The sequence below is a fragment of the Streptomyces sp. NPDC043908 genome (genome assembly GCF_056435525.1).
The window spans coordinates 285,119-311,318 of sequence record NZ_JBWKEI010000011.1 but is presented as its reverse complement, the minus strand read 5'-3'; the positions used below and the strand labels follow the sequence as shown (position 1 = coordinate 311,318).

22 protein-coding genes are annotated in these 26,200 nt (G+C 72.0%); 16 read left to right on the top strand and 6 right to left on the bottom strand.

Translation table 11 applies throughout. From position 1 onward, the window contains the following. Positions 1-86: 86 nt before the first annotated feature. The 7 genes from AC069K_RS24940 to AC069K_RS24910 all read left to right on the top strand — a co-directional run bounded on the left by AC069K_RS24940 (position 87) and on the right by AC069K_RS24910 (position 8,209). Positions 87-923, top strand: a complete 837-nt coding sequence (locus AC069K_RS24940; protein WP_365101617.1) for a serine hydrolase domain-containing protein — start codon at positions 87-89, stop codon at positions 921-923. Between the two features lie 43 nt (positions 924-966). Then, positions 967-1,131 (top strand): hypothetical protein, encoded by a 165-nt coding sequence (locus AC069K_RS24935; RefSeq protein WP_478619980.1) that lies wholly within the window; start codon positions 967-969, stop codon positions 1,129-1,131. Positions 1,132-1,194: 63 nt separating this feature from the next. Further along, positions 1,195-1,683, top strand: coding sequence for a hypothetical protein (locus tag AC069K_RS24930; protein WP_365101618.1), 489 nt, complete (start codon positions 1,195-1,197; stop codon positions 1,681-1,683). Between the two features lie 205 nt (positions 1,684-1,888). Next, complete coding sequence (locus AC069K_RS24925; protein WP_478619977.1) at positions 1,889-2,602, top strand: SDR family oxidoreductase; 714 nt, start codon at positions 1,889-1,891, stop codon at positions 2,600-2,602. Beyond that, complete coding sequence (locus tag AC069K_RS24920; protein ID WP_478619974.1) at positions 2,589-4,028, top strand: MFS transporter; 1,440 nt, start codon at positions 2,589-2,591, stop codon at positions 4,026-4,028. Before AC069K_RS24925 ends, AC069K_RS24920 begins: the two co-directional genes overlap by 14 nt. A gap of 383 nt (positions 4,029-4,411) precedes the next feature. Continuing rightward, complete coding sequence (locus AC069K_RS24915; RefSeq protein WP_478619971.1) at positions 4,412-6,901, top strand: discoidin domain-containing protein; 2,490 nt, start codon at positions 4,412-4,414, stop codon at positions 6,899-6,901. Between the two features lie 147 nt (positions 6,902-7,048). Further along, positions 7,049-8,209 (top strand): hypothetical protein, encoded by a 1,161-nt coding sequence (locus AC069K_RS24910; RefSeq protein WP_478619968.1) that lies wholly within the window; start codon positions 7,049-7,051, stop codon positions 8,207-8,209. A gap of 59 nt (positions 8,210-8,268) precedes the next feature. Here AC069K_RS24910 and AC069K_RS24905 read toward each other — a convergent pair whose 3' ends face one another. Together AC069K_RS24905 and AC069K_RS24900 are read right to left on the bottom strand one after the other, a co-directional pair. After that, positions 8,269-9,360, bottom strand: coding sequence for a DUF6397 family protein (locus tag AC069K_RS24905; RefSeq protein WP_478619965.1), 1,092 nt, complete (start codon positions 9,358-9,360; stop codon positions 8,269-8,271). A 122-nt stretch (positions 9,361-9,482) separates the two neighbouring features. Then, positions 9,483-9,893 carry a roadblock/LC7 domain-containing protein gene (locus tag AC069K_RS24900; protein ID WP_478619962.1) on the bottom strand — a complete coding sequence of 137 codons (411 nt, stop codon included), beginning with the start codon at positions 9,891-9,893 and terminating at the stop codon, positions 9,483-9,485. A 298-nt stretch (positions 9,894-10,191) separates the two neighbouring features. On the opposite strand from AC069K_RS24900, the gene AC069K_RS24895 reads away from it, so the two are divergent. Next, on the top strand, positions 10,192-10,791 hold the full coding sequence (locus tag AC069K_RS24895; protein ID WP_478619959.1) for a class I SAM-dependent methyltransferase: 600 nt from the start codon (positions 10,192-10,194) through the stop codon (positions 10,789-10,791). 36 nt (positions 10,792-10,827) lie between these two features. Here AC069K_RS24895 and AC069K_RS24890 read toward each other — a convergent pair whose 3' ends face one another. Beyond that, positions 10,828-11,712 carry an alpha/beta fold hydrolase gene (locus tag AC069K_RS24890; RefSeq protein WP_478619956.1) on the bottom strand — a complete coding sequence of 295 codons (885 nt, stop codon included), beginning with the start codon at positions 11,710-11,712 and terminating at the stop codon, positions 10,828-10,830. A 130-nt stretch (positions 11,713-11,842) separates the two neighbouring features. Between AC069K_RS24890 and AC069K_RS24885 the strand changes: the two genes are divergently transcribed. The 3 genes from AC069K_RS24885 to AC069K_RS24875 all read left to right on the top strand — a co-directional run bounded on the left by AC069K_RS24885 (position 11,843) and on the right by AC069K_RS24875 (position 14,077). Continuing rightward, on the top strand, positions 11,843-12,403 hold the full coding sequence (locus AC069K_RS24885; protein WP_365101630.1) for a PadR family transcriptional regulator: 561 nt from the start codon (positions 11,843-11,845) through the stop codon (positions 12,401-12,403). Between the two features lie 262 nt (positions 12,404-12,665). After that, positions 12,666-12,935: a hypothetical protein gene (locus AC069K_RS24880; RefSeq protein WP_478619952.1), complete on the top strand. Its 270-nt coding sequence runs from the start codon at positions 12,666-12,668 to the stop codon at positions 12,933-12,935. A 176-nt stretch (positions 12,936-13,111) separates the two neighbouring features. After that, positions 13,112-14,077: a hypothetical protein gene (locus AC069K_RS24875; protein WP_478619949.1), complete on the top strand. Its 966-nt coding sequence runs from the start codon at positions 13,112-13,114 to the stop codon at positions 14,075-14,077. Positions 14,078-14,161: 84 nt separating this feature from the next. Here the strand turns inward: AC069K_RS24875 and AC069K_RS24870 are convergent, their stop codons facing one another. Together AC069K_RS24870 and AC069K_RS24865 are read right to left on the bottom strand one after the other, a co-directional pair. Continuing rightward, positions 14,162-14,341, bottom strand: a complete 180-nt coding sequence (locus AC069K_RS24870) for a hypothetical protein (protein WP_358832885.1) — start codon at positions 14,339-14,341, stop codon at positions 14,162-14,164. A gap of 153 nt (positions 14,342-14,494) precedes the next feature. Continuing rightward, positions 14,495-15,616 carry a fatty acid desaturase family protein gene (locus AC069K_RS24865; protein WP_478619946.1) on the bottom strand — a complete coding sequence of 374 codons (1,122 nt, stop codon included), beginning with the start codon at positions 15,614-15,616 and terminating at the stop codon, positions 14,495-14,497. Positions 15,617-15,928: 312 nt separating this feature from the next. Between AC069K_RS24865 and AC069K_RS24860 the strand changes: the two genes are divergently transcribed. Together AC069K_RS24860 and AC069K_RS24855 are read left to right on the top strand one after the other, a co-directional pair. Next, positions 15,929-18,955, top strand: a complete 3,027-nt coding sequence (locus tag AC069K_RS24860) for a DEAD/DEAH box helicase (RefSeq protein ID WP_478620065.1) — start codon at positions 15,929-15,931, stop codon at positions 18,953-18,955. Further along, complete coding sequence (locus AC069K_RS24855; protein WP_478619943.1) at positions 18,952-20,280, top strand: SWIM zinc finger family protein; 1,329 nt, start codon at positions 18,952-18,954, stop codon at positions 20,278-20,280. The genes AC069K_RS24860 and AC069K_RS24855 overlap by 4 nt, the downstream gene beginning before the upstream one ends. A 223-nt stretch (positions 20,281-20,503) precedes the next feature. Here AC069K_RS24855 and AC069K_RS24850 read toward each other — a convergent pair whose 3' ends face one another. After that, positions 20,504-20,938 (bottom strand): hypothetical protein, encoded by a 435-nt coding sequence (locus tag AC069K_RS24850; protein ID WP_478619940.1) that lies wholly within the window; start codon positions 20,936-20,938, stop codon positions 20,504-20,506. Between the two features lie 422 nt (positions 20,939-21,360). On the opposite strand from AC069K_RS24850, the gene AC069K_RS24845 reads away from it, so the two are divergent. From AC069K_RS24845 to exaC, 3 genes are all read left to right on the top strand, one after another. Then, positions 21,361-21,936, top strand: a complete 576-nt coding sequence (locus AC069K_RS24845; protein WP_478619937.1) for an N-acetylmuramoyl-L-alanine amidase — start codon at positions 21,361-21,363, stop codon at positions 21,934-21,936. A 179-nt stretch (positions 21,937-22,115) separates the two neighbouring features. Further along, a complete protein-coding gene (locus tag AC069K_RS24840; RefSeq protein WP_478619934.1) occupies positions 22,116-23,438 on the top strand; it encodes a helix-turn-helix domain-containing protein in 1,323 nt (440 codons plus the stop codon). Positions 23,439-23,561: 123 nt separating this feature from the next. Next, the gene (exaC, locus tag AC069K_RS24835) at positions 23,562-25,085 is read left to right on the top strand and encodes an acetaldehyde dehydrogenase ExaC (RefSeq protein ID WP_478619931.1); all 1,524 of its coding nucleotides are present in this window, start codon (positions 23,562-23,564) and stop codon (positions 25,083-25,085) included. The last annotated feature ends 1,115 nt before the right edge of the window (positions 25,086-26,200 follow it).

The window sequence follows — 26,200 nt, the reverse complement described above, 5'->3', positions numbered from 1 at the left end:
CCGGGCCGCAGCACGTGGGGCCGTCTCGCCTCTGTCGCGGCGGCCCCGCCGCATGCCGGGACTCCGGCATCGGTGATCATGGAATGATGCGTCCCGTACCCCTGTGCGTCCTCAGCAGCTCCGCCCCGCCACGGGTGGAGCACGGCCACGATCCCGAACTGTTCGTCCAGATCGGCTCGTTGACCAAGCCGCTCACCGGCACGCTCCTGGTCCGCCTCGCCGCCGCGGGTGCGCTCGAACTCGACGATCCCCTCGAACGCTTCCTGCCCGTCCCGGCGGGCACCGGCATCACCCTGCGGCACCTGGCCACCCACACCTCCGGCCTGCCCCGACTGCCCCCGGGCCTCCATCGCCGCGATCCGTATGTCCCGTTCGACGCCGCGGCCCTCGACGGGCTGGTCCGGCGCCTGGACACCCTGGTGACCGCGGCCCCGGGCGAGCGGGAGGAGTACTCCAACTTCGGCTACGCGGTGCTCGGTTCGGCCCTCGCCGCCGCAGGCGCTGCCCCGTACGAGCATCTGCTGAACGAGTTCGTACTGAGCCCCCTCGGCATCACGGAGGTCACCTCCGCCCCGCCGCCGGAGCGACGCCTGGTCGCCCGGGGGCTCTTCGGCCGTCCCGTCCGACCGTGGACCATGACCGGCGCGATCCTCCCGGCCGGGGGCCTGTGGGCCACCCCGGTCGCGGCCTCCGAGCTGCTCACCTCCCTGCTCGTCGACCACCGGCTGGGCGAGCCCGCCCCGTCCTGGCAACGGGCCGGCCGCCTCGTGTGGCACAACGGCGCGACCAAGGACGCCTCGGTCTTCGCGGGCGCGCTGCCCAACGGCGCATGGGTCCTCGTCCACCGGCTGGACGGCGACGCCGACACCACCGACAAGATCGGCATCGAGCACCTCAAGAGCACGACGCAGGGCAACGGCTAGGGCGCCACGGCCACGCGCTCCCATCCGTCCCGTGATCGTCCCCATGACGAAGGCGAGACACGCCTGCCGGACGAGGACGCGCAGCACCCTCATGGCGGCCAACCCGCGCCCGGACGCCGGCAACGCCGAAGCGGAGCGGGGCCGGAAGCCGAGCCAGGCCGACAGCAGCGAACGAATGCCCCCGCTTGCCCGCGTCCTGAGCGCCTGACAGCCTGGCCGCCCACCGGTTCGGCGCCCCTCGCCGTCCCCGACAGCTGGAGATGGGTTCACGATGACGCCTCCCCGAGAGCGCGGCGAACGAGCCCCTGCGACCACGTTCGAGGCAGCCACCGGCGACGGACCGGCACCGGCGGAGCCGTCGGCCCAGCGGGAAGCCGCGGTGCGGGTCGCCTTCGAGGGACTGCGGCAGATCCGGCGCCTGATGAACACCGGGCACGCGGAGCCGCTCTCCGTACCCGCCACCTGGGAGCGGACACAGTTGGTGCGCGCCATCTCCCTGACCCTGGAGGCCGCGGGCATTCCTCCGTCAGCCGTGGACGGGACCGGACGGCGGACCGCGACGGGCTACCGTGTCTGCCCTGCCGAACAGCCCGGCACCGTCCGCGTGGAGTGGCTGGGCCCGCCCGGGAGCGGCGCCGCCCAGGAGGAAGCGGAGGCGCTGCGCCGATGCGCGGACGCACTGCGGGCATGGGGCTGGGAGGCGCTGGAATATCGGGGAGCGCGCCGCCATCGCTACCTGGAGGTCGAAGCGGCGCTCTGACGGCCCCTTCCACGCGCCGCCGCAACACCCTGCCCCGCACCCCCCGGCCACACCTCGCTGTTCCGGCCCTGGACATCGCCGACACCTGATCCACGCCCCCACACCTCCATCCATTTGAATATCCAACCCACTCCGCTAGAGTGAATCCAGTTTTCCTACTCACTCGCCTTCGGGCCTGCTTCCACCACCCCGAAAGAAGACGCGCATGCGGAACACCACGGCGCTCGTGACCGGCGCCAACCGAGGGTTGGGGCGCGCCTTCGCCCTCGCCCTGCTGCAACGGGGCGCGAAAACCGTCTACGCGGCGGCGCGCGATCCGCGCACGGTGACCGACCCGGGACTCACCCCGGTCGCGCTCGACATCACCGACCCCGCCCAGGTAGCCGCGGCCGCCGAACTCTGCTCCGACACCTCCCTTCTCCTCAACAACGCGGGGATTCTGCGCGGCAGTTCCCTGATCGGTACGGACTCACTCGAAGGGGCGAGGGCGGAGCTGGAGACCAATCTCTTCGGCACTCTGGCGATGTGCCGCGCCTTCGCGCCCGTGCTCGCCCGGAACGGTGGCGGCGCCGTGGTCAACATGCTCTCCGTGCTGTCCTGGCACACGCTCCCGCAGGTCGGTTCGTACGGTGTCTCCAAAGCAGCCGCCCTGTCGATGACGAACGCGATACGCGAAGAGCTGCGGCCGCAGAACACGTTGACCGTCGCCGTCCACGCGGCCTTCATCGACACCGACATGGCAGCCGGCGTCGACCAGCCGAAGACGAGCCCCGTCGACGTGGCCCACCAGGTACTCGACGCGGTCGAGGCGGGCCGTGAGGAAGTGCTCGCCGACGCGCTCACCCGCCAGGTCAAGGCCGCCCTCTCGGGGACTCCGGGAGCCTCGGGAGTCACGGAGGTGTCCCGTGCCACGCGCTGACCTCCGCACCAAGGGCAGCCCCATGGCCGTCCTCGTAGCCGCCTGCCTCGGCCTGTTCACCGTCTTCCTCCAGACCACCCAAACCATCGGCACCCTCAGCGCCGTCCAGGACGACCTCCACGTCGCCCCGGCCGACCTGGTCTGGGTACCCAGCATGTACACCCTCGTCGTCGCCTCCTTCGTCCTCGGCGCCGGTGCCCTCTCGGACCGCTGGGGCCGCCGGAGAGTCTTCCTCGCCGGGGCCGTGGCCATGGGTGCGGGAGGACTGGTCCTCGTCCTCGCCTCCACCCTCCAGACGGTTCTGATCGGCCAGGCCCTCGCGGGCCTCGGCGGCGCGCTCATCACCCCGAGCTCGCTGGCGCTGGTCAGCCACGCCTTCCCCGACCCGCGCCGCCGCGCCGGAGCCATCTCCGCCTGGGCCGCGACCTCAGGGCTCGGCCTGGCCATCGGTCCCGTCACCGCCGGACTCGCGCTGCGGTGGTGGACCTGGCACGCCGCCTTCTGGCTGAACGTGGCTCTCGGCGCCGTGGCCGCCTTCGTGGCGCTGGCCCGGGTGGAGGAGTCACGCGTCCCGGGCGGCCGACCCGACTGGGCCGGACAAGTACTCGGCACAGCCGGACTCGCCCTGTTCATCTACTGGTTGATCGACGGCGGCCACCACGGCTACACCGCCGCCCGCTCCCTCGCCTCCCTCGCCGGAGCCCTTCTGCTCCTCGGCCTGTTCGTCGTCGTCGAGCTGCGCCGCGAGTCCCCCATGCTCGACCTGCGTCTGATGCGCGATCCGTCCTACAGCGCCTCCCTGCTGCTGGCGGCCACCGTCCTCTTCGGCTTCGTCGGTGTCTCCCTTCTTCAGGTCCTGTGGCTCCAACGGGTGCGCGGCCTGAGCGCCCTGGAGGTGGGCGTCCAACTCCTGGCGGAGTTCGTCACCTTCATCGCCGCGTCGGTCGCGGCAGGGGTCCTCGTACGCAAGTGGGGCCCCCGGCCGCTGATCATCGCGGGGCTCCTCCTGGCCGCGTCGGGCGCGGCACTGTTCGCCACCGTCGAGCCCGGCGACACCTTCACCGCGTACGCCCCCGCACTCGTCGTCTTCGGGCTGGGCTGCGGGCTCGCCAACGCGCCCTCCACCGCCCTCGGCGTCAGCCATGTGCCACGCGGTCGCGAGGGCGAGGCCAGCGGTACGGTCAACGCCGCCCGCCAGGTCGGCGCGGTCCTGGGCACCAGCATCCTGGGCACCCTGATGACCTCCCGCTTCACGGACCGCCTGACCGCGGGCGTCAAGAGCCCGGCCGTGGCCTTCACGGACGCGGTGGGCTACGCCGCGTGGACCGGGGCGGCCGTACTCGTCGTCGGCACCCTGACCGGTGTCGCCCTGCTCACCCTGGCGGGCCGCCGAGCGGGTGCGGCTGCCTACGAGGCCGCCGGCTGACACCTCCCGCGTCGGATGCGGGTTCCCCGGTGCCCGGCCGGGGGCCCGCCGTCCCCCACTGTGAGAACGCCCGGTCGGCGGTGGCCCCCTCCCCCCCGAGCCGCTGCCGACCGGAAACCAGGTGGACCCCGCTGCCCCAGGACGCGCAGTACCGATGCGCGGAGCCGCAACGCACGGAGAAGCGGTGCGAAGAAACGTGCGGTGTGCGTACACGTGGGGCGCTCTTGGCCTGGACCACCCGGAGCCAAGGGCGGATCATTCGCCGTTTCCACGCCAGGACCTGCCCGAGTACGGCGCGATTCCGGCATCTGACCTTGACACGGCACCCACATGACCTAGCTTCAGCCGGAGCATTGCCGCCACATCTCAGCCGGGGGGCTCGTATGACATCCAGGTTCTCGCGTACATCGTTCCGTCTCACCCGCCTCAGACCGCGTGCCCTCGTCCTCATCGCGGCCGTCACGACGACCGCCGCGCTGGTGCCGCTGGTGCCGAGCGACGCCGCCGCCGGCCATCGCCCCGCGCCCCCGGTGATCGACCCCAACGCGGCCCCGACCTCTCCCCACCACGGAGTGGTCCCCGCCGAGGCCATGCGGTCCATCGCGCCCGCCCTGGACGAGTCCGGCTGGTCCGTCACGACCAGCGGCACCTCCCTCACCATCGACATGCACCGGACGGACGTCGTCTCCGCGCTCGTCTACCGACCGCGCAAGGCCGTCGACGGCAGCCGTGTCACCGAGTACGCCATCCGTCTCAGTACGGACGGGCGGCGCTGGACCCGGCCCGTGGCCACCGGCACCCTGGCCGACGACCTCACCACCAAGACCCTCGACTTCGCCGCACAGAACACCCGTTACCTGCGGCTCTCTGCCACGACCACGGCCGGCGGTCGCCGTGGCCGGGCCGCCGGGACGGAACGCACCTCCCCCCGCTCCGCGCCCACCCCGCCGACGTCGGGAGCCGATGTCGGCCTCCTGGGTGCCCCCGGCCTCCCGGCGCCCTCCACCGCCTTCCTGCCGGTCGACGGCTGGACGGCCTCCGCGACCGATGAGGAGACGGCCAAGGAGAACGACCGCGCCGCGAACGTCCTTGACGGCAATCCGGCCACCTTCTGGCACAGCAGGTGGTCGCCGAAGCCCACACGGTTCCCGCACGCCCTCGTCATCGACATGCACCGCACCACCACGGTCTCCGCGCTCACCTACCAGCCGCGACAGACCAACGCGAACGGCCGCATCGGGACCTATACGGTCTCCACCAGCCTCGACGGGATCTCGTTCGGCGCACCGGTCGCGAGCGGCCACTTCAAGGACGACGCGACCACGAAGACCGTTCCCTTCACCCGCGCCGTCTCCGCCCGCTACGTACGCCTCATCGCGCTCAGCGAGGCGGGACAACGGGGGACCTGGAGCTCCGCGGCCGAGATCCGGCTCAGCGGTCCGAGCGACCCCTCGGTGGGAGGCTCCTGGGGTCCTGTCACCGGTTTCCCCCTGGTGCCGGTCGCCACGGCCGTCCTGCCGGGCAACAAGCTCCTGGCCTGGTCGGCGTATGCCGTCGACCGGTTCGGCGGCAGCAACGGCTACACCCAGACGGCCATCATGGACCTCACCACCGGCCATGTGACCCAGCGCCGCGTCGACAACACCGGCCACGACATGTTCTGTCCCGGCATAGCCCTGCTGGCCGACGGACGGGTGCTGGTCACCGGCGGCAGCAACGCGTCCCGGGCGAGCATCTACGACCCCGCCACGGACTCCTGGTCCTCGACGGCCGACATGAACATCACCCGCGGCTACCAGGCGATGACGCTGCTCTCCAACGGTGACGCGTTCGTCCTCGGCGGGTCGTGGAGCGGTGGCGACGGTCCCAAGAACGGTGAGGTGTGGTCCGCCGCCACCCACACCTGGCGCAAGCTGCCGGGAGTGCCGGCCGCGGGCGCGATGACGGCCGACCCCGCCGGTCCCTACCGGGCCGACAACCACATGTGGCTGCACGCCACCTCCCGGGGCCGCGTCCTCCAGCTCGGCCCCAGCAAGCAGATGAACTGGATCACGACCGACGGCGACGGCACCATCACCCCCGCCGGCAACAGGGCCGACAGCCCGGACGCGATGAACGGCAACGCCGTCTCGTACGACATCGGCAAGCTGCTCACCCTGGGCGGCGCGCCCGCCTACCAGAACACCCCCGCCACCCGCCGGGCCTACACCGTCGACCTCAACGGCGGCGGCCGCCCCATCGCCACCCGCACCGGGGACATGGCCGCCGCCCGGGCGTTCAGCAACAGCGTGGTACTGCCGGACGGGAAGGTCGCCGTCTTCGGAGGGCAGCAGACCCCGGTCCCGTTCAGCGACGCGACCTCGGTCATGACCCCGGAGATCTGGGATCCGGCGACCGGCCGCTTCACACCGCTCGCCACCATGGCGGTGCCCCGGACCTACCACAGCACCGCGAACCTGCTGCCCGACGGGCGCGTCTTCTCGGGCGGCGGCGGACTGTGCGGCGACTGCGCGACCAACCACCTCAACGGCTCGATCTTCACCCCGCCCTATCTGCTGAACCCGGACGGCACCGAACGGACCCGGCCCGTGATCACCAGCACTCCCCCGGCCCATGTGGCACTCGGCTCGACGCTGCCCGTCTCCACCGGCTCGCCCGTCAGCGCCTTCGCGCTGGTCCGCTCCGGGGCCGCGACCCACTCCACCGACAACGACCAGCGCCGGGTGCCCCTGACGTTCCGACAGGTCGGCGAAGGCTCCTACCAACTCTCCATCCCGAGCGACCCCGGTATCGCCCTCCCCGGCACGTACCTGCTGTTCGCCCTCAACGCGGACGGCGTGCCGAGCGTCGCCAAGATGATCAGCGTGAGCTGACCCATTCGTCACCCTTCGGGTGTGGCGGGAAGCACACATGCGTCCCCCGATGAACGAGCCGCACCGCACTCCCGTCTTCCCTGCCGGGCTCCGCAGGCCCCTGCGAGCTGTCGACGTACCCGGCGGGGAAACAGGAGCTGAACGAACGTGCCGGCCATCAGTCAGCGGATGCACCTCGTGCTGCTCACCGCGTGGACCGCCGTGTGGTTCGCCGTGGTGGAGCCGAACGGCGGTTTCTCCTGGCACTACCTGCGCACCGGCGGGGAGCTGATCTACCAGGGACCGTCCGGCGACGGCACCGGCGGACTCAACCTGTACGCCCACCACCCCGAGCTCCAGATGGGGCCGGTCAGCTTTCTGGTCGCCGGTCTCTTCAACCCGTTTCCCGACTCGACCGGGCAGTTCCTCGCCGCGGCGCTGATGTCGGTTCTCGGGCTGGTGATCGTGGTGCTGGTCGGCCGCAGCGCCGCCTGGCACTTCCTCGGCACGGGCACGAACCACCAGCGCCTGCGCCGCCGCGTCCTCATCGCGGGGCTGGCCTTCATCCCCATGTGGATCGAGGTCTCGGTCCGGTTCGGCCACCTCGACGACGTGCTGGCGCTGTTCTTCACGACCCTCGCCGTCCGCGCGGTCACCCGTGGCAACGCGGCCGGGACAGGCATCTGGCTCGCCCTGGCCATGGACTCCAAACCGACCGCGCTGGGCTTCGCCATGCTGCTCTTCGCACTGCCCCGGCAGTCGTGGCCGCGTGCCGGGCTGTGGTGCGCGGGGCTCGTCGCCCTGGCGTGGCTGCCCTTCTTCCTCGGCAACGCGGACAGCTTCGCCGCCACCGGGTTCGCGATACCCAACCAACCCGCCTCGGCGCTGCGCTGGCTGGGCGTGGGCGACGCCGAAACCCCCGGTTGGGACCGGCCCGCCCAGGCCGCGCTGAGTCTGCTGCTCGGAGGCATCGCCGTCTGGCGCCAGCGCTGGACGGCGGTGGTGCTGCTGGGCGCCAACGCCCGGATCGTTCTCGACCCGAGCGTTTACACGTACTACACAGCGTCCGTCCTGCTGGGCACCCTCCTGTGGGATGTGATCGGCCAGCGCCGGCTGGTGCCGTGGTGGAGCTGGCTCGGGCTGATCGCCCTGTACGGAAGCGTCTTCGTCGTCCCGGACGACTCGGCACGGGGACTGATACGTCTCGCCTTCGTGGTGGTCTCCACGGCATACGTCCTGCTGTGGCCGCAGCGGGACCGCCGACGCAAGCGCGGCCATGGGCGGCGGGGGCGGCCTTCGGCCACCGCTCAACGTGCGGTGCAGCACTGAAAGGGCCGCAGCCGTGGCCCCCTTGACGAGCCCTGATTTCAGCATCGCTGCCGCCGGGATCAGGGCGCGGTGGTCGTCGAACGGGCGGCAGACCTGGGCCGCCGCAGACGCGCCAGGCCGCGCCTGAGCCTTCCGTGGCCGACCCGGGGTCCCCCGTACTCTCCATGTTCGCCGGCCTCTGCGCGATGCTCCCCGGACTCCCCCCGCTCCGCTCCCACGGGCCGAAGCCGCCTCCTGTCCGGCCGGCCTTGCACGAAACCGCTCTGCCCGAGTGCGCTCAGCTTGGGCTCCACCAGTACGGGAGCCGAAGCGGCCGCGGGAATCGGAACCGGCCGCGCGGCGCAAGGCCCGTCGAATCCGGGGCGCGTGCCCTCCGGGCGCGGCGCCGGGCGGAACGACCGGGCGACGCTCAGATGCTGGGCGAGATCCATGCGGTACCACAGCACCTCGTCCAGGTCCTGAGCGCGTTGCAGCCTTTCGATGATCTCCCGGGCGGCGGGCGAGTCCGGGCCGACCCGAACCGATTCGGGCCGGAGGTGAATCAGGTAGGCGCGCTCATGCGGGTCCGGGACCACCTCCGCCACATGCGCGGGATCGAGCGCGGACGCGATGCCCGCGGCACGCTCCCACGGGTCATCGGTCTGTCGCAGCAGCATGGCGGCGCGGCGGCCCCGCCAGTTGCGCGGTCGCCGGTCCTCGCCCGCGCCCAGCCGGACCAGCGTCTCCTTCGGCAGCTGCCGATCGTTGATCAACTCGGGGTGCCGAAAGGCCAGGTCGGTCACCTCCTCCGCGAGGTACAGCCAGACGACGGCCCTGTAGCGGTTGAGATAGCACTTGACCGGTGTGAAGTGACCGCCGCGGGCGAGCCGGGTGAAACGGTGGGCGGGAACGCCGAGCAGTTGTGAGGCCTCGGCCGTGCCCACCACCCGTACCCGCTCGCGCAGGGCTTCCGGGAAACCCTCGGTCGAGCGGATCCGCTCGATCTCCTCCTGCGCGACCCGCGGGCGGGTGCCCGGGCCCTCCCGTACGGTACGGACATGGCCGAGCTGGACAGCGAGCTCGAATTCGCCCCGCTTCAGCTGTAGTTCTTGCGCGGCCCGCCCCAAGGCGACTGTCTTTCCGCCCACTTCGGCCGTGGTCGTGGTGGTCATGAGGTCCTCCCCCGTGAGTCTGCGAATACTCTCGGTGACGACCGTAACCCTCCGCGCAGACATCCCGCTGGGCCTGTGGATAACCTTCCCAGCGGGACCTCACCCCGCCGTGAAACCGCTGGTCAGATGCCAGATATCGGAGGGCCGGGACGGCGCGCCGCCACCCCGAGGTGCTCGCCGACACGGTTGACCAGCAGCGTCATCTCGTACGCGATCTGGCCGATGTCGGCTTCCGCGGTGCCCAGCACGCACAGACAACTCCCGTCACCCGCCGCCGTAACGAAGAGGACTGCCTCGTCGTACTCGACCATCGTCTGCCGCACCCTGCCTGCCCGGAAATGACGGCCGGACCCCTTGGCCAGGCTGTGCAGGCCGGAGGAGACCGCGGCCAAGTGCTCCGCGTCCTCGCGGGGCAGATCGGCACTCGCTCCGGTGACCAGACCGTCGTTGGACAGGACGATGGCGTGCCGCACGTGCTCGACGCGCTTGGTCAGGTCGTCGAGCAGCCAGTCGAGTTCCTTGTTCAGTGCCATGACAGCCTCATCCCGCTCATGTGTTCCCCGTTTTCCCCCAGGTCTGCGGCAAGCCTTACGCATGGTTCGCACGGGGGCAAGCAGGGGTTCCCGACGGTAACGGCAACGCCCGCCTGGCGCGGCGGAGAACCCGGGCAGGAGGAGCCCCGGGTGGCAGCACATTGCCGGAGGTGCCGGGCGCGCACACCACGGTCGTCGTCGCGGGGCGTGCGCGTCGCGGGGCGTGCGCGTCGTGGGCGTGCGCGTCGCGCGCGTGGAGCAAGCACCGGACCGACGGCCTGTGCGGGATCATGGACAGATGGCCCATGACCAGACGCACATTCAGGAATTCTTCGGCGCCCGAGCCGCTGACTGGGACAGTCGCTTCCCGGACGACGGGCCGGCCTACGCGGCGGCGGTCGCGGAGCTGGGGCTGCCCGCCGGGGCGGCCGTGCTCGATGCCGGGTGCGGGACGGGCCGCGCGCTGCCGCCGCTTCGGGACGCGGTGGGACCGGGCGGCACGGTGCTCGGCCTCGACCTGACGCCGGAGATGCTGGAAACCGCGGTACGGGCAGGGCGAAACCGTGCCGGTGCGCTGCTGCTCGGCGACGTGGCCGGGCTGCCGCTGCGGACCGCCACCCTGGACGCCGTGTTCGGTGCGGGCTTGATCTCACATCTGCCGGACCCGGAGGCGAACCTCCGCGAGTTGGCGCGGGTGGTGCGCCCCGGGGGCAGGCTGGCGCTCTTCCACCCCATCGGCCGTGCGGCCCTCGCCGCCCGCCAGGGACGGCAGATCACTGCGGACGACCTTCGGGCGGAGCCGCGGTTGCGGCCGCTGCTCGCGGGGGCGGGCTGGCGGATGGTGTCGTACGTGGACGAGGACGCGCGGTTCCTGGCGGTGGCGGTGCGGGAGGAGTAGCCGGGGGGGGCGGCCTCGGCTGGCGTGCACGTCCGGTCAGGATCGGCGTCGCCGCCCCGACACCGCCGTGGCAACCCTCGCACCCTCACCTGCCACCGCCCTGACGAAGGCCTGGGGGTTGTCGAACATGATGTTGTGGCCTGCGTTCGGTACCACCTCTATACGGACGCCCGAGGCCGCCAGTTCCGCACGGCCGGGGAGGTCGTTGTCGACGTCGCCCACCAGATAGGTGCGGTCGATCGGCAGGCCCATCAGGAGGTGGCGCATGGTGGGGTCGGTGCCTCGCACCAGGCCGAGGGCGGTGCGGTGGAGGGCGCGGGGATCGGCGAGGCGCATCGTCGCCGCCCACAGCGGGCCGACGCGTTCGAGGACGGCCGCGAAGCCGCCGCCATGGACGAAGTCGTCCTCGGTATAGGACGCGATGCCGCTGCTTCCGGCCTTCGGGGCCGGGTTCGGGTCGAGGTTGGCCTCCGTGAGCACCAGCCGTGACACCAGGTCGGGACGGCGGGCGGCGAGCACGATGGCCACGGCGCCTCCCATGCTGTGGCCCGCGAGGTCGGCGCCGGCGGCGCCCGCCGCGTCGAGAGCGGCGGCGAGTGCGTCCGCGTGATCCTCCAGGGTGTAGCCGAAACCGGACGGACGGTCGCTGATGCCGTGACCGGGAAGGTCCACGAAGAGTTGTCTGCGCGCGGCAAGACGCGGGTCGGCGGCGATGTGGGCGTGGTAGACGGTCGAGGCCGAGCCGAGCCCATGGACGTACACGAGGGGCGGCCGGCCCGTTCGCCCGTCGAGTCCCTCGCCGCTCCCCTCCCCTGCGACGGCGTTCGGCCGGTCGGCGTCGAGCTGGGACTCCGTCCGCAGTCCCTCCGACTCGGTCCAGCGGATCTGGCTGCCCTGCTCGTCGAATGCCGTCTGTCGCACGGTCCATCCCCCCGTTCTGCTGCGCCTCCGCGCCGACCGCCTCTGCGGCCTCTGCTTGATGCGGGACTATACATCGGTACCGATGTACTCCGGTAACGATGTACCGCGCCCATCGGGCAGAATGCGGGCCATGCTTGAGCTCGCGATCCTGGGATTTCTGTACGAAGCACCGCTGCACGGCTACGAGCTGCGCAAACGGATCACCGCGCTGACCGGACACGTGCGCCCGGTGGCCGAGAGCACGCTCTACCCGGCGATCAAGCGGCTGGAGAAGGCAGGGCTGCTCGCGCGGGAGACGCAGCCGGGGGCGGTGGCGGCGCCCCGCCACATGCTCACGCTCACCGACGAGGGCAGGGCGGAACTGGTGCGGCGGCTCGCGGAGCCCGAGCAGGTGGAGATCACGGACGAGAACCGGTGGTTCACCTTGCTGGCGTTTCTGCGGCACCTGCCCGAGCCGGATCGACAGGCCGAGGTGCTGCGGCGGCGGCTGCGCTTCCTGGAGGAGCCCGCCAGCTTCTTCTACGACGGTGAACGTCCGCTGAGGGCCGAGGAGTTGGACGATCCGTTCCGGCAGGGCATCCTCGTCGTGGCCCGGGCCACGAGCGCGGCGGAGCTGAAGTGGCTGCGGGCCACTCTTCGGTCACTCGGGTCACCTGGGACGGGGGGCGCCACCACCGCACATGGCGCATAGGGGGTGTCCGGCCGGGTTTCCGTGACCGACCCGTGAACGGCGGCTCCAGCGACGGCTCGAACGGCGCGTCGGCGTCGCACGGTCTGCCTTGCCTGCGAGCCGTTCACGGCACGCGTCGGCGGTGCGCGTCGCCACGTCGGATCGACTCTTCGCATCAATCGACCCGTTCCGACCCCTATCTGTCACCAGCTCGTCAACTCTAGTTTGAGAAAGGCACTTTGGTTTCTGACGGGTGAGCGCACCTGCGAGGAAGGCGGTCCGGATGTTTCGCATGTTCGGCAGATTCCGGAAGCCGGAACGGCGCGAGACCGCGCGGCAGCACAATCTCTTCGAGGCCGCCGCCACGTATGTCGCCGCCTGCGCCGACGACGATCAGGAGACGCTGGACGAGGCGACCGGCTGGGTGTCGCCCGAGGCGATGTCCTTCGGGGTGCGGGAGCTGGCGTGCCGGGCGCTCATCGCGCTCGCGCGGGAGCGGGACGAGTCACCGCAGACAGTCGCCCGTTCACTCATGGGGTTGCCGGTCGCCTGATTCCCTACCGGCGGCTCGGGCGGGAGCACAGGCCGCGCGATCCGGGCCGGCCGCGTCCCCGCGATCTCCACCACCCTCTCCGGTCCTGTCCGCGCCTTCCGCTGCCGCAAACCCTCGACGATCGGGTTACCCACTGGTTAAGGTGCGCCGACGAGCGATCCGAAGGGGAGGGTTCCGTGACCGGGACGGACGAGGCCACGGCCGGCACAGCCGCGGCCGACGCGGTCGATGACGACGCGCTGTATGTGCTCACGGCGGTGTTGCTCACGCCCGCGCAGTTCCCCAGCGTGCTCGGTGACGACTTCCCGGAGGCGTGCGCGGCCCTGGGACTTGAGCCGTATCCGGGTGGCTACGGCCTGGTCCTCGGGCAGGACGGGAGCGGCGCCCGCTGGACCGTGATCGTCGACGACGTCTCGTTGGTCGCCGTGGCGATCGCGTCGTGGGACTGCGGGATGGAGTACGACTTGTCCCCGGACGAGCGTACGGTCGTGGCCGCCCTGCCGGGTTGGCCGCTGGAACTGGCCGTCGCCGCGCCCGGAGTGGCGGCGCCGCACGATCCGGAGCCGGAGCCGGACGACGACGGCACCGCGCGTCCTCCGCTGTCGCCGCCCGACACGAGCGTGTGGGGCTCGGCGCAACGCCGCCTCGGTGCGGACCAGATCGCCCTCCAGTGGGCGGTGTGGCGCGGACAGATGTCCGACGATGGTGAGGATCAGGACGAGGACGGACGCGGTGCGGGTGACCAGGACGCCGGGGCGGCCGGGGGCGGCGAGGGCTCTGCGGCGGTAGAGGCGTCGGAGGTACTGGAGGCGTCGGACGTGCCCACGGGTGACTCCCCCCGCGAGCCTGATTCCGCCCTCGCTTCGGGCCGCCTCAGCGCACGCGTGGAGCGCGTTCTCTCCGAGGTCCGGCAGTACCTCGACTCTCCTCCCCCGCTCGGGCGCGTCCGGTCCAGTTTCGCGCCGGACGGCGCGCGTATGTTGCGGGCGGACGGTCCTGGCTGGTCGATCGTCGCGAGGACCGATGACATCGCGTTCGTGCTGCTGGACGACGAGCCGGGTGAGGTGGTGCCGGTGGGGCGCGGCCCTAAATTGCCGGCGCTTCTCCAGGCCTTGGACGCGATGGCCGTACGACCTTCCTGACCTCCTTCCAGGGCATGACGGACAGGGCGTGCCGGGGCAGGCGATTCCGGGTGGCATCAGATACGCGGCGCGCCACAGCCGTCGTCAGCGCAGCTCCTTGCGGCTGATGTGCCGCAGTCTGCGTCGCTGGCTGCGGTCCAGCATCAGGTATCCCAGGACGGGCAGCCCTATCAGCACCAGCAGCGCCGGCAGGAATCCGATCAGTGGAATCAGGATGAGTCCCACCACCACTCCACCGACGGCGATCATCACGCGCTTCGACATGTCCGTCGCCTCCTTCGCGGCCGCTGCCGCCGCCGCTCTCTGCCCAGGTAACGCGCCACCGCGTCGTCCGGTTCCCGCCCGGCACCGGCTTTCCTCTCCGGTACCCCTGCCATCCCTGCCGTCTGCCTCCACTATGCGCCAGGTACGCGGCGTCTACGCGGCAGCGCCTCGCCGCAGCGGTGCTCCGACGGCGTGCATGTGCCGCAGGGCCTGCCGATAGGAGTCGATCAGTGAGGTCTCGGCGTACGGAATGCCGAGGCTCCGGCAGTGGGCACGGACGAGCGGCTGTACGAGCCGCAGATGCGGACGGGGCAGGTTCGGGAAGAGGTGGTGCTCGATCTGATAGTTGAGGCCGCCGAGGAACCAGTCGGTGAGCGGCCCGCCGCGTACGTTGCGCGAGGTCAGGACCTGGCGGCGCAGATGTCCCCAGCCGTCGTCGTCGGCGTCGGGCATCTCCATGCCCTTGTGGTTGGGGGCGAAGGTCATTCCCAGATGGAGCCCGAAGAGCGCGTGGTGCAGCAGGGCGAAGACCAGCGCCCTGCCCGGCGAGAGCACGCTCAGTAGGAGGCCGAGGTAGCAGCCCAGGTGCACCAGGAGGAGCGTGCCCTCGACCGCGCGTTCCCGTCGGGGCTGCCGACGCAGGTCCTGGAATCCGTAGACCTTCAGGGCGAGGCCTTCGAGCAGCAGCATGGGGAAGAAGAGCCGGGCCTGGTTGCGGGTCAGCCAGCGTGCGAGACCCTCGCGGTGCTCGGCCTGCTTCTCGGTCCAGACGAGCGCGCCGACGCCGACGTCCGGGTCCTTGTCGACGTGGTTGGGGTTGGCGTGGTGACGGTTGTGCTTGTCGTTCCACCAGGCGTAACTCATGCCTAGCAGCAGATTGCTGTGGAGCAGGCCGAGGATTCTGCCCGCCCGACGACCCCGGGTTATCTGGGCATGGCCGGCGTCGTGGCCGAAGAAGGCGGTCCGGGCCCAGAGGACCGCGAGCGGCACGGCGTACAGGAGGGTCCACCAGGTGTCGCCCGTGAGGACCATCGCGGCCACGGTGGCGGCGAGGGCGACGAGGTTGACGGCGACACCCCTCGCGTACCAGCCGGTACGCCGTTCCAGCAGTCCCTGCCCCTTCACCGCCTTCAGGAGCGGCGCGAATTCGCTCCCCCTGCCGGTGAGGGTTCCCGTGGGGGCCTCTGGGGGAGTTCCGGTGAGGACGGGGACTCCGGTGGGGTGCGGTGACGCGAGCAAGGGCGCGCTCTCGGCGTTCGCGAGGGCCTGGGGCATGGTCGTTCTCCGGTCGCTGGTCCACCGCAGTCACCTGCGCTGACCTCATAGAACGTAGAAATGGAAGGGCCCTTGCCGCCATGAGGCCACCACCCGGAACGGGCGGGGGTCTGTCCCGGGGCCGTGGTGGGGCTGACGCCACCCCGGGTGGCAACACCGGCCATCGCCACCTCCCTGACGACCCTCCTGATCGGCCTCCCAGCCGCCCTTCGGCAGTGACCCACATCACGGCGAGCATGCGCCCGCCATCGCACCGGCCGGTGTACCCTCGGCGACTCAAGACCCGCAGTAGTCAAGTTTGAGGAATGCGTCATCGCCGAGCACAGGCTTCCCGCGCCCACACCCTCCGAGATCGACGAACTCGCCCGCTGCCACGTCACCTTCCTGCCCGCCGACCCGCCCCGGCTCGGCAGTGTCGCCTTCTGGCACGCCGACGACTCCGCCCCGCTCGCCCTCTCCGGCCACCTCGGCGAGGCGGTGGAGGAGCTGACGGTGGTGGGAGCAAGCGTCGGATCCGGGGCCGGCGTCGAGCCGTACGAGGTACGTGCGGTTCTGCTGCCCGTGCGCGACGCACTGCCCGTCCTCACCCGCGCCCGGGCCCGGCCCGACGCCTCGCGAGCCGCCGCCTTCTGGGGTACGGCCGCACTGCGCGCACTGCAACTCGCCGCGCGCGGGCTGCTGTTGCCCGGCCTCACCACCACCGACCACGACGCGTGGCGGATCGGACCACTCGGCGCCGACGAGCTGGAGCGCGTGCGTGAACTGGCGGCGTCGATGCCGCCCGAGGCGCACGCGGTACCGCTCGACGCCGCCGGTGAAGCCGACACTCATGCCGACCCTCACGCCGACAGCCATGCCCACAGCGGTGCCGCACTGTTGCTGCTGCCCGAACCCGAGGTGCTGGTGCGGCAGTTCCTCGACGCGGTCGCGGACGGGCTGCCGCGTACGCCCGCTGCCGCCCTGGCGGCCGGCTCCCCCGCCTTCGCGGCCGGTCCGCCCCAGCGGCTGCCCGAACAGCGCGCCTGGGCATCGGAGGTGGCCGCCGGACACGACGCGGGCGTACGGATCTCGCTCCGCGTCGAACTGCCCGGCCTGGAGTCGGCGGACCCCGGCACGGAGGGACCGACGTTCCGGGCCGTGCTCCAGCTGCACAGCGTCAGCGACCCCGCCCTGGTGGCGGACGCGGCCGACGTGTGGGGCGAGTCCGGTCCGACCGCCGGGGCCTTCGGTCCGCACGCGCGGATGGACGCGCTGCTGGCGCTGCGTCGCGCCACGCGCGCGTGGGCGCCGCTCGCGCCACTGCTGTCGGCGGCCGTGCCCGACACGATCGAGCTGGCCGACGAGGAGGTGGGCGAGCTGCTCGGCGGCGCCGCGCGCACGCTCGCCGCGATCGGCGTCCAGGTGCACTGGCCCAAGGGCCTGGCGCGGAAGTTCACCACGCGCGCGGTGATCGGGCCCGTACAGAACCCTCCCGGACAGAGCGCTCTTGGGCGAAGCACCCACGCACACGGCTCCCACCCGCGGGACGCGCACCGGACGTCGCCGGACAGTGCGCGGTCCGACGCCCCCTCCATGCTCTCCGCCGATGCCCTGCTCTCCTTCGAGTGGTGGTTCGCGCTCGGCGGCACGCAGCTCACGCGCGCGGAACTGGACCAACTGGCCGAGGCCAGCCGCCCGGTGGTGCGGTTGCGTGACCAGTGGGTTCTGATCGACCCGGAGGAGGTCCGTCGCGCCCGGGCGGCACAGGACCGCAAGGTGACCCCCGTGGACGCGCTGGGTGCCGTCCTGACGGGCTCGACGGAGGTGGACGGGCGCCGGGTGGCGGTCGAGGCGTCGGGATGGCTCGCGGGGCTGCGTGACCGCCTCGCCGACCCCGAGGGCGCCCGCGCACAGCCCGTGGAGCAGCCCGCCGCCCTCGCCGCGCGGCTGCGCGACTACCAGCTGCGCGGCCTCAACTGGCTGGCCGACATGACCTCGCTGGGGCTGGGCGGGTGTCTCGCCGACGACATGGGCCTCGGCAAGACGATCACCCTCATCGCCCTGCACCTGCACCGCCAGAGCACGCCGGAGACCGCCGGCCCCACGCTGGTGGTCTGCCCGACGTCCCTGATGGGCAACTGGCAGCGCGAGATCGAGAAGTTCGCCCCCGGCACGCCCGTACGCCGCTTCCACGGCTCTGCGCGGCGCCTGGAGGGCCTGACGGACGGTGAGTTCGTCCTCACCACGTACGGGACGATGCGGCTGGACGCCGCCAGGCTCGGCTCGGTGGCGTGGGGCATGGTCGTCACGGACGAGGCCCAGCACATCAAGAACCCCTACTCGGCGACCGCCCGGCAGTTGCGCACCATCGGCGCACGCGCGCGCGTGGCGCTCACCGGCACTCCGGTGGAGAACAACCTCTCCGAGCTGTGGGCGATCCTCGACTGGACGACTCCGGGGCTGCTGGGACGCCTCGGCACGTTCCGTACCCGGTACGCCCAGGCCGTCGAGGGCGGTAAGGACCCGGCGGCGGCCGAGCGGCTGTCCCGGCTCGTCCGTCCGTTCCTGCTGCGGCGCCGCAAGTCCGACCCCGGCATCGCGCCCGAGCTGCCGCCGAAGACGGAGACCGACCGGACGGTCTCGCTCACCACGGAGCAGACCGGGCTGTACGAGGCGGTGGTGCGCGAGACCCTCGCGGAGATCGCGGGCGCGGACGGCTTCGAGCGGCGCGGCCTGGTGGTGAAGCTGCTCACCTCGCTGAAGCAGATCTGCAACCATCCCGCCCAGTACCTCAAGGAGGAGCAGCCGCGCATCGAGGACCGCTCCGGGAAACTGGAACTGCTCGACGAACTCCTCGACACCATCCTCTCCGAGGACGGTTCGGTTCTGGTCTTCACCCAGTACGTGCAGATGGCGCGGCTCATCGAGCGGCATCTGGCCGCGCGCGGCGTCGCCACGCAGTTCCTGCACGGCGGTACGCCCGTGGAGCAGCGCGAGCGGATGGTACGGCGCTTCCAGGACGGTGAAGTGCCGGTGTTCCTGCTGTCGTTGAAGGCGGCGGGCACCGGCCTGAACCTCACCCGCGCGGGTCATGTCGTGCACTACGACCGTTGGTGGAATCCGGCCGTGGAGGCGCAGGCCACCGACCGCGCGTACCGCATCGGCCAGACCCAGCCGGTGCAGGTCCACCGGCTGATCGCCGAGGGGACGATCGAGGACCGCATCGCCGAGATGCTGACGCGCAAGCGGGAGCTGGCGGACGCCGTGCTCGGCACGGGCGAGTCGGCCGAGGCCGCGCTGACGGAACTGTCCGACGCCGAACTGGCGGACCTGGTGGCACTGCGAGGGAGCGGGCGATGAGCGGATACGGAGACGGTTCGCGGGAGCGGGTGTACAGGGAAGACGGTTCGCGGGAGCGGGTGAACGGGGAAGAGGGCGGCGCCCAGGGCGGCCGTGCGCCCGAGGAGCGGACCTTCGCGGCGCTGCCGCCCGCACCCGGGCGGGGTTTCGCCCAGACCTGGTGGGGGCTGGCCTGGCTCAAGGCACTGGAGGACACGGCACTCGACGGCGGGCAGCTGAAGGCGGGCCGCCGCTACGCGCGCGAGGGTGCGGTCGGGGCGGTGTCGGTACGGCCGGGGCGGATCACCGCGGTCGTCCGCGACCCGGACGGCACGTCCCACCGCGGCGACGTCCTGTGGCACCCGCTCTCCGAGGACGGCTGGGACCGCTTCCTGGGGATGGCGGTGGAGCGGGCGGGGCACATCGCGGCCCTCCTCGACCGTGACATGCCGCCGCACCTGGTGGAGGACGCGGCGTCGGCCGGTGTGGAACTCCTGCCGGGCATAGGCGACCTGGAGCCCGAGTGCACCTGTGGGGCGTGGGACCACTGCCCGCACACGGCGGCGCTCTGCTACCAGATGGCGCGGCTCCTCGACCAGGACCCGTTCGTGCTGCTGCTCATGCGGGGCCGGGGCGAGCGGACGCTGCTCGCGGAGCTGGAGGAGCGCAGCGCGGCACCCCGATCGGCGGAACCGGAGGTTCCGGTCGGGGTGCCGGCCGCCGAGGTGTTCGCGGCGCGGGACGTCGTACCACCGCTGCCCGGGGCACCGGAGACACCGGCCGGGGCAGGAGCGCCGCCGCGCCTCGACACGGAGACGCCCCCCGGGCCCGGTGTCGACCCCGCGGCGCTGGAGTTCCTCGCGGCGGACGCGGCGCGGCGGGCACGGGAGATGCTGGCGGAAGCGCTGGCTCCGGGCCATGCGTCGCAACCCCTGACGGCCTGCCTGATGCCCGGTCAGGACGCGGTACGTCTGGCGGCGGAGTGCGCCGACCCGCGGATCACGGCCCGTCTGGCGGCCGGGTCGGGGCGACGCCCCGCCGGGCTGGATCTGGCCGTACAGGCGTGGCGGTACGGGGGCGCCGCCTCCCTCTCCGTACTGGAGGAGGAGTGGACCCCCGGCCCGGAGGCGCTGGCCCGTGCCAAGGACGCGCTCGCACGGGCCTGGCAGGACGAGGAGCGGCCGGTCCTGCGCGCGTCCGGGGCGAACCGCTGGACGGTGGTCGGGGGCGGCGCACAGCTCCGGTTCGGGCGGGACGGCCGGTGGTGGCCGTACCGCAAGGAACGCGGCGCCTGGGTCCCGGCGGGGCCCGCGGACACCGATCCGGGGGCGGTGCTGGAGCGGTAGGGGTGGGGGTGGGGGCGTGGGCAGGCCCGGGGGCGCACGATGCCGGGCCTCCCCAAACCTGCGCCCCGGGACCGGCGGCCCCGGCGAACCCCACCACCTGCACGAACGTCACGGCCTCCACGACCTCCACGCCCTCCACGACCGCTGCGTCCCAGAGGCACGGCCACCGCCGCATACGTAAGGAGGCAGGGCTCCCCCACCCCTGCGCCCTACGCCCTACGCCCTACGCCCTTGGCGGCACCCGCGGGCTCGGCTTCGCCATCCCTCCTGCCCTGAACTCGTAGTACGGGGTGTCGTCGCCGGGTCCGCTCACCGCCGAGGGGAGGTCTCCGCCGGGGACCTCGCCGGGACGCCCCGACGGCTCCGGCAGGTCCGGCAGATCCGGCAGGTCGGTGGGCAGGTCGCTGGGGATCCCGCTCGGCAGCAGCGTGGACAGTCCCGACGGGAGGGCCGTCGGAAGCGTCGACGGAAGGTTCGACGGCAGGTCCGTGGGGAGCTCCGAGGGCAGCCCGGTCGGGAGCCCGCTCGGCAGGCTCAGGGAGGGCGTCGGCGTCTGGGTCGCGGTGCCCGCCGGGCTCTTCGTCGGTTTGTCGTCGGCCCCGTCGCCGCCGCCGTTCACCACGAGCACGACGGCGAGGAGCGCTGCCGCGGCCACCATGACAGCGAGCAGTATGTACACGCCCCGGCGACCGCCCCCGGCCGGTGGGGTGGGGGGTGGCGGTGGCGGGGCCGGGGGCTGCCAGGCAGGGGGGCCGAAGCCCCCGCCCGACGGAGGCGGAGGCCCGGGAGGGCGCGGGGGTACGGGGGGCGTGGCCATAGCCTTCAGCGTCGGACGGAAACGGTTCATCTCGCGACCCCTGCCCGGAATTTACGCCAAAGTCGGTCAGTCGCCGTGCGTGCGGAAGCCGTCCGGGTGGTGGTGGCGCACAGCCCCGCGCGCGGAGGCCGCCACGCGCCGCCGCTTGTCTTCCACGCTCCGGCACCTCCCCGTACCGTAACCTCGGCGAGGTTCTTGCCGGTTGAACGTGACGTATCGACACACATACGACGCACACACGACGTACAGGAGCTCCGTTACCCGTGGACCGCCGAAGACTCCTCCAGGGCGCCGCCGCCAGCGTGGCCGCGAGCGCGCTCTTTCCCGCGACGCGAGCCGAGGCCATGGCCGACACCGACTACCCGCAGGCCCACTGGGTCGCCGCCTCGACCTCCAATTACACCGTCTCCCAGCGGCCCGTCTCGTACGCCGTCGACCGGGTGGTCATCCACGTCACCCAGGAGTCGTTCGCGACCACCCTCCAGATCTTCCAGAACCCGGCGAAGAAGGTCTCCGCCCACTACGTGGTGCGCTCCGCCGACGGGTATGTCGCCCAGATGGTGCGCGAGCGTGACGTCGCCTGGCACGCGGGCAACTGGGACTACAACACGCGCAGCATCGGCATCGAGCACGAGGGCTGGGTGGACCAGCCCGTCTACTTCACCAACGCGCTGTACGAGGAGTCGGCGCGCCTGACCGCCTCGATCTGCGACCGCTACCGCATCCCCAAGGACCGCGAGCACATCATCGGCCACTACCAGGTGCCCGGCAGCGACCACACCGATCCGGGGACGAACTGGGACTGGGTGCGGTACATCCGCCTGGTCAACTTCTCCTGACCGGGCACCCCGGTCCCCTCCTCCCGACCGGCGCGCCTGGACGGCCCACCGAAGCGGGACGCGGGCCGACGTGACGACCGGCCGGGCGCGGGCCCCTCGGTGCGAGGTGGCTTGCCGGGTGCGCGGGGCGGGCCGACGATGGACCGGTCCCCGTCCACGCCGCCCGCCCGGAGGCTCAGGTGACCGATACGCGGTACGAATCGCGGTACGAGTCCCGGCATGCGTCCTGGGTCGCCCTGGAGGCGGGCGCGGACCCGGCCGAGCGGACGGGTGAGCTGCGCCGCGCGCACGAGGCGTTCACCTCGGCCGGACGGGTGGTCCGGCCCGTACGCCCGCTGGTGGCGGCGTCCTGGCGGCGGTCGGCGCGCGCCCGGGTGAACCCGGACGGCACGGCCGGTCTGGAGCTGGACGAGGACGAGCTTGCGGCGTACCGCGACGGGCACCCCCTCGCGCGCGCGATGCCGGTGATCCGCGAGCTGACGGGCACGTACGCGAAGGACGGCGACCATCTCGTCGCCGTCTGCGACGCGCGCGGGAGGCTGCTGTGGGTCGAGGGCGACGCGGGCACCCGGCGCAAGGCGGGCGCGATGAACTTCGTGCCCGGCGCGCGGTGGGCGGAGTCGGCGGTGGGCACCAACGCGCCGGGCACGGCGCTGGCCGAGGACCGGCCCGTACAGGTCTTCTCCGCCGAGCACTTCCGGCGCCCGGTGCACCCCTGGACGTGCGCGGCGGCCCCGCTGCACGACCCGCGTACGGGACGGCTGCTCGGCGCGGTGGACATCACCGGCGGCGACGGCCTGGCGCACCCGCACAGTCTCGCCTTCGTCCAGGCGGTGGCACGGGCGGCGGAGGCGGAACTCGCCCTGCTGGCCCCGCGACCGACCGGCGACACGATCGAGCTGAGCGCGCTCGGCCGCGACGAGGCGCTCCTGGTCGCGGCCGGACGCAAGGTGCGCCTGAGCCGCCGCCACAGCGAGCTGCTGGTCCTGCTCGCCCGCCACCCCGAGGGCCTGACGGGTGACCAACTCTTGATCGACCTCTACGAGGACGAGTCCGTGACGCCGGTGACGATCCGCGCCGAACTCTCCCGTCTGCGTCACCTCCTGGGCCCCGACCTTTTCGCCTCCCGCCCGTACCGCCTCACGCTCCCCGTCGACACCGACTTCGACCTGGTCGCCCGCCGGCTGGCCTCGGGCGCGGTGGCGGCGGCGATGGGCGCGTACGCGGGCCCCCTGCTGCCCGCCTCGCAGGCGCCCGCGGTGGTACGGATACGGTCCCGGCTCGCCGCCCAGCTGCGCGCGGCCGTGATCGAGCGGAGCGATCCCGTCCTGCTGGCGGACTGGGCGCGCAGCCCATGGGGCGAGGAGGATTCGAGGGTGTGGAGGGCCCTGGTGCAGGTACTCCCGGAGAGTCAACGAGGATGGGCGCAGGCCAGGTTGGCCGATCTGGAGACGGAACTGGGGATGAGGTCGGGGGTGCCCGGCGCCCCCGGCGCTCCCTGAACCCGGCGAGCGGGCAAGGCCCAGGGGGCGCCGCACCTCGCAACGAGGGCGCAACCTCGCCCTCCCTAGCCTGCGCTGCGAGTGCCGTCCAAGGGCGGGCGGCGCCGGAGGGAGGCCACGGACATGACCCGTTACGCAGCGCCCGGCACCGAGGGTGCGATCGTCTCGTACGAGTCGCGCTACGACCATTTCATCGGCGGGGAGTACGTGCCGCCGGCCGGTGGCCAGTACTTCGAGAACCCGAGCCCCGTGAACGGCCGGTCCTTCACCGAGATCGCCCGGGGTACGGCCGAGGACGTGGAGCGCGCACTCGACGCGGCCCACGCGGCGGCCCCCGCGTGGGGCCGCACGGCCCCGGCGGAGCGCGCGGACATCCTGAACAAGATCGCGGACCGGATGAAGGCGCATCTGGAGGAGCTGGCGGTCGCGGAGAGCTGGGAGAACGGCAAGCCGGTCCGCGAGACGCTGGCAGCGGATATCCCCCTGGCGATCGACCACTTCCGTTACTTCGCAGGTGCGCTGCGGGCGCAGGAGGGGTCGCTGAGCCAGATCGACGAGGACACCGTCGCGTACCACTTCCATGAGCCGCTCGGCGTCGTCGGCCAGATCATCCCGTGGAACTTCCCCATCCTGATGGCCGCATGGAAGCTGGCGCCCGCGCTGGCGGCGGGCAACGCGGTGGTGCTCAAGCCGGCGGAGCAGACCCCGGCGTCGGTGCACGTATGGCTGGCGCTGGTGGCCGACCTCATCCCTCCGGGCGTACTCAACATCGTCAACGGTTTCGGCGTGGAGGCGGGCAAACCGCTGGCGTCGAGCCCGCGGGTGGCGAAGATCGCCTTCACCGGCGAGACGACCACGGGCCGGCTGATCATGCAGTACGCGTCGGAGAACATCCGCCCGGTGACGCTGGAACTCGGCGGCAAGTCACCGAACATCTTCTTCGACGACGTCTGGTCGGCGGACGACGACTTCCGCGACAAGGCGCTGGAGGGCTTCACGATGTTCGCCCTCAACCAGGGCGAGGTCTGCACGTGCCCGTCGCGGGCGCTGATCCAGCGCGGCCACTACAGCGAGTTCCTGGAGGCGGGCATCGCCCGCACCGAGGCCATCGTGGCGGGCCACCCCCTGGACACCGACACGATGATCGGCGCCCAGGCCTCCAACGACCAGCTCCAGAAGATCCTGTCCTACCTCGACATCGGCCAGCAGGAGGGCGCGAAGGTCCTGACGGGTGGTCAGCGCGTCGAATACGACGGTGAGCTCGCGGGCGGCTACTACGTCCAGCCCACGATCTTCGAGGGCGACAACCGTATGCGGATCTTCCAGGAGGAGATCTTCGGCCCGGTCGTCGCGGTGACGTCCTTCACGGACTTCGACGACGCGATCCGCACGGCCAACGACACGCTGTACGGCCTGGGCGCCGGCGTCTGGACCCGCGACGGCTCCCAGGCGTACCGCGCGGGCCGCGCGATCCAGGCGGGCCGCGTCTGGACGAACTGCTACCACGCGTACCCGGCGCATGCCGCCTTCGGCGGGTACAAGCAGTCGGGGATCGGGCGGGAGAACCACAAGATGATGCTGGAGCATTATCAGCAGACGAAGAACTTGCTGGTGTCGTACTCGGCGAAGAAGTTGGGGTTCTTCTAGAGGCCCGCATCAGGCGCCTGACCTGGGCTTCCGCCCGTCAGGCGCCTTCTATCCGGCCACTCCAAGCAGGACCCGATCTCTGCTGTAACTCCCATTTTCTCCCAGTCGTGTCCCGCTCCTGGCCAGCGCTTCCGGACCAGTCTGAGGCGGTTGGCCTGTTCCCGGACGCCGTCCAGGAACTTGGCGCAGAACGGGCCGGGTTGCGGTGGCCGCGCGGCGCTTGAGCGAGTGCACCTCGTGCACCGCGCCGTCGTCTGTCCACTCCTTGCCTGCGGGTGCCTCCATCAGGAACCGCAGCGCGCCCATCGCGAAACTCGACAGCGGCGTTGACCTGCTCAGCAAGTTCCATGACGGAGTCGTCCAACATCTCCCCCACCGCCGTCTCCAGCGCGGCCACCACCAAGGCGCCCTCGGCCTTCTCCAGCATCCCCTGGGCCTGCGCAAGCAGCCCGTATCCGTGCACCAGCGGGGTGGCGGCCGCATTGGCTTGCGGGGCCGTCTTCACCGCCGGGTCAGCTCCGGCATCGCCAGGCCGAAGCGGGCCTCGACCAGCTCGCCGAGCAGGGCGACCACCTCGCCATCGAGGACATCGGACACGGACAAATCCAAGGAGAGAGAAAGAGGGTGAGGGTGCAGGTGAACGGGGGCGCAGGCGCTCGTCGCCGCGGCTTGGCCCGGCAAGGGCCAGCCGGTGCTACCGGCCGGTGGCGACGTGCCACCCGGCGCGGTCGGGCCGCAATATTGCGCCCGACGCGCCCCCTACCTCCAGGTCCCGCATCGGCACCCAAAAGCCAACCGCATGGTTCCCGCTGGGAGTTCAGCCCTCCGTCTTCGCAGCAGGGGTGACTTGCGGACGGACGGCATACAGCAGGGCAAGCGCGACGACCAGTGCCAGAGGGCCGAGCCACGCCCGCTTGCGGTGGGCGAGTCACCTGATCGACAGGCTTCTCACTGACGTCATCCCTGCTGCCGTACCGACGGGTCCGGCCGGCACTTTCTGGCGTTCGTCCCGCAGGCTCACCCCGCGACCGCGACGCCAACACCGCCATACTCGCCGAGGGGGGGGGGGGGGGGGGGGGGGGGGGGGGGGGGGGGGGGGGGGGGGGGGGGGGGGT

Bases quoted from the DNA above. Each gene is read 5' to 3' on its own strand.
- AC069K_RS24940 (WP_365101617.1), top strand. From the start codon at position 87: ATGCGTCCCGTACCCCTGTGCGTCCTCAGCAGCTCCGCCCCGCCACGG.
- AC069K_RS24935 (WP_478619980.1), top strand. From the start codon at position 967: ATGACGAAGGCGAGACACGCCTGCCGGACGAGGACGCGCAGCACCCTC.
- AC069K_RS24930 (WP_365101618.1), top strand. From the start codon at position 1,195: ATGACGCCTCCCCGAGAGCGCGGCGAACGAGCCCCTGCGACCACGTTC.
- AC069K_RS24925 (WP_478619977.1), top strand. From the start codon at position 1,889: ATGCGGAACACCACGGCGCTCGTGACCGGCGCCAACCGAGGGTTGGGG.
- AC069K_RS24915 (WP_478619971.1), top strand. From the start codon at position 4,412: ATGACATCCAGGTTCTCGCGTACATCGTTCCGTCTCACCCGCCTCAGA.
- AC069K_RS24905 (WP_478619965.1), bottom strand. From the start codon at position 9,360: ATGACCACCACGACCACGGCCGAAGTGGGCGGAAAGACAGTCGCCTTG.
- AC069K_RS24900 (WP_478619962.1), bottom strand. From the start codon at position 9,893: ATGGCACTGAACAAGGAACTCGACTGGCTGCTCGACGACCTGACCAAG.
- AC069K_RS24895 (WP_478619959.1), top strand. From the start codon at position 10,192: ATGGCCCATGACCAGACGCACATTCAGGAATTCTTCGGCGCCCGAGCC.
- AC069K_RS24885 (WP_365101630.1), top strand. From the start codon at position 11,843: ATGCTTGAGCTCGCGATCCTGGGATTTCTGTACGAAGCACCGCTGCAC.
- AC069K_RS24880 (WP_478619952.1), top strand. From the start codon at position 12,666: ATGTTTCGCATGTTCGGCAGATTCCGGAAGCCGGAACGGCGCGAGACC.
- AC069K_RS24870 (WP_358832885.1), bottom strand. From the start codon at position 14,341: ATGTCGAAGCGCGTGATGATCGCCGTCGGTGGAGTGGTGGTGGGACTC.
- AC069K_RS24865 (WP_478619946.1), bottom strand. From the start codon at position 15,616: ATGCCCCAGGCCCTCGCGAACGCCGAGAGCGCGCCCTTGCTCGCGTCA.
- AC069K_RS24855 (WP_478619943.1), top strand. From the start codon at position 18,952: ATGAGCGGATACGGAGACGGTTCGCGGGAGCGGGTGTACAGGGAAGAC.
- AC069K_RS24850 (WP_478619940.1), bottom strand. From the start codon at position 20,938: ATGGTGGCCGCGGCAGCGCTCCTCGCCGTCGTGCTCGTGGTGAACGGC.
- exaC (WP_478619931.1), top strand. From the start codon at position 23,562: ATGACCCGTTACGCAGCGCCCGGCACCGAGGGTGCGATCGTCTCGTAC.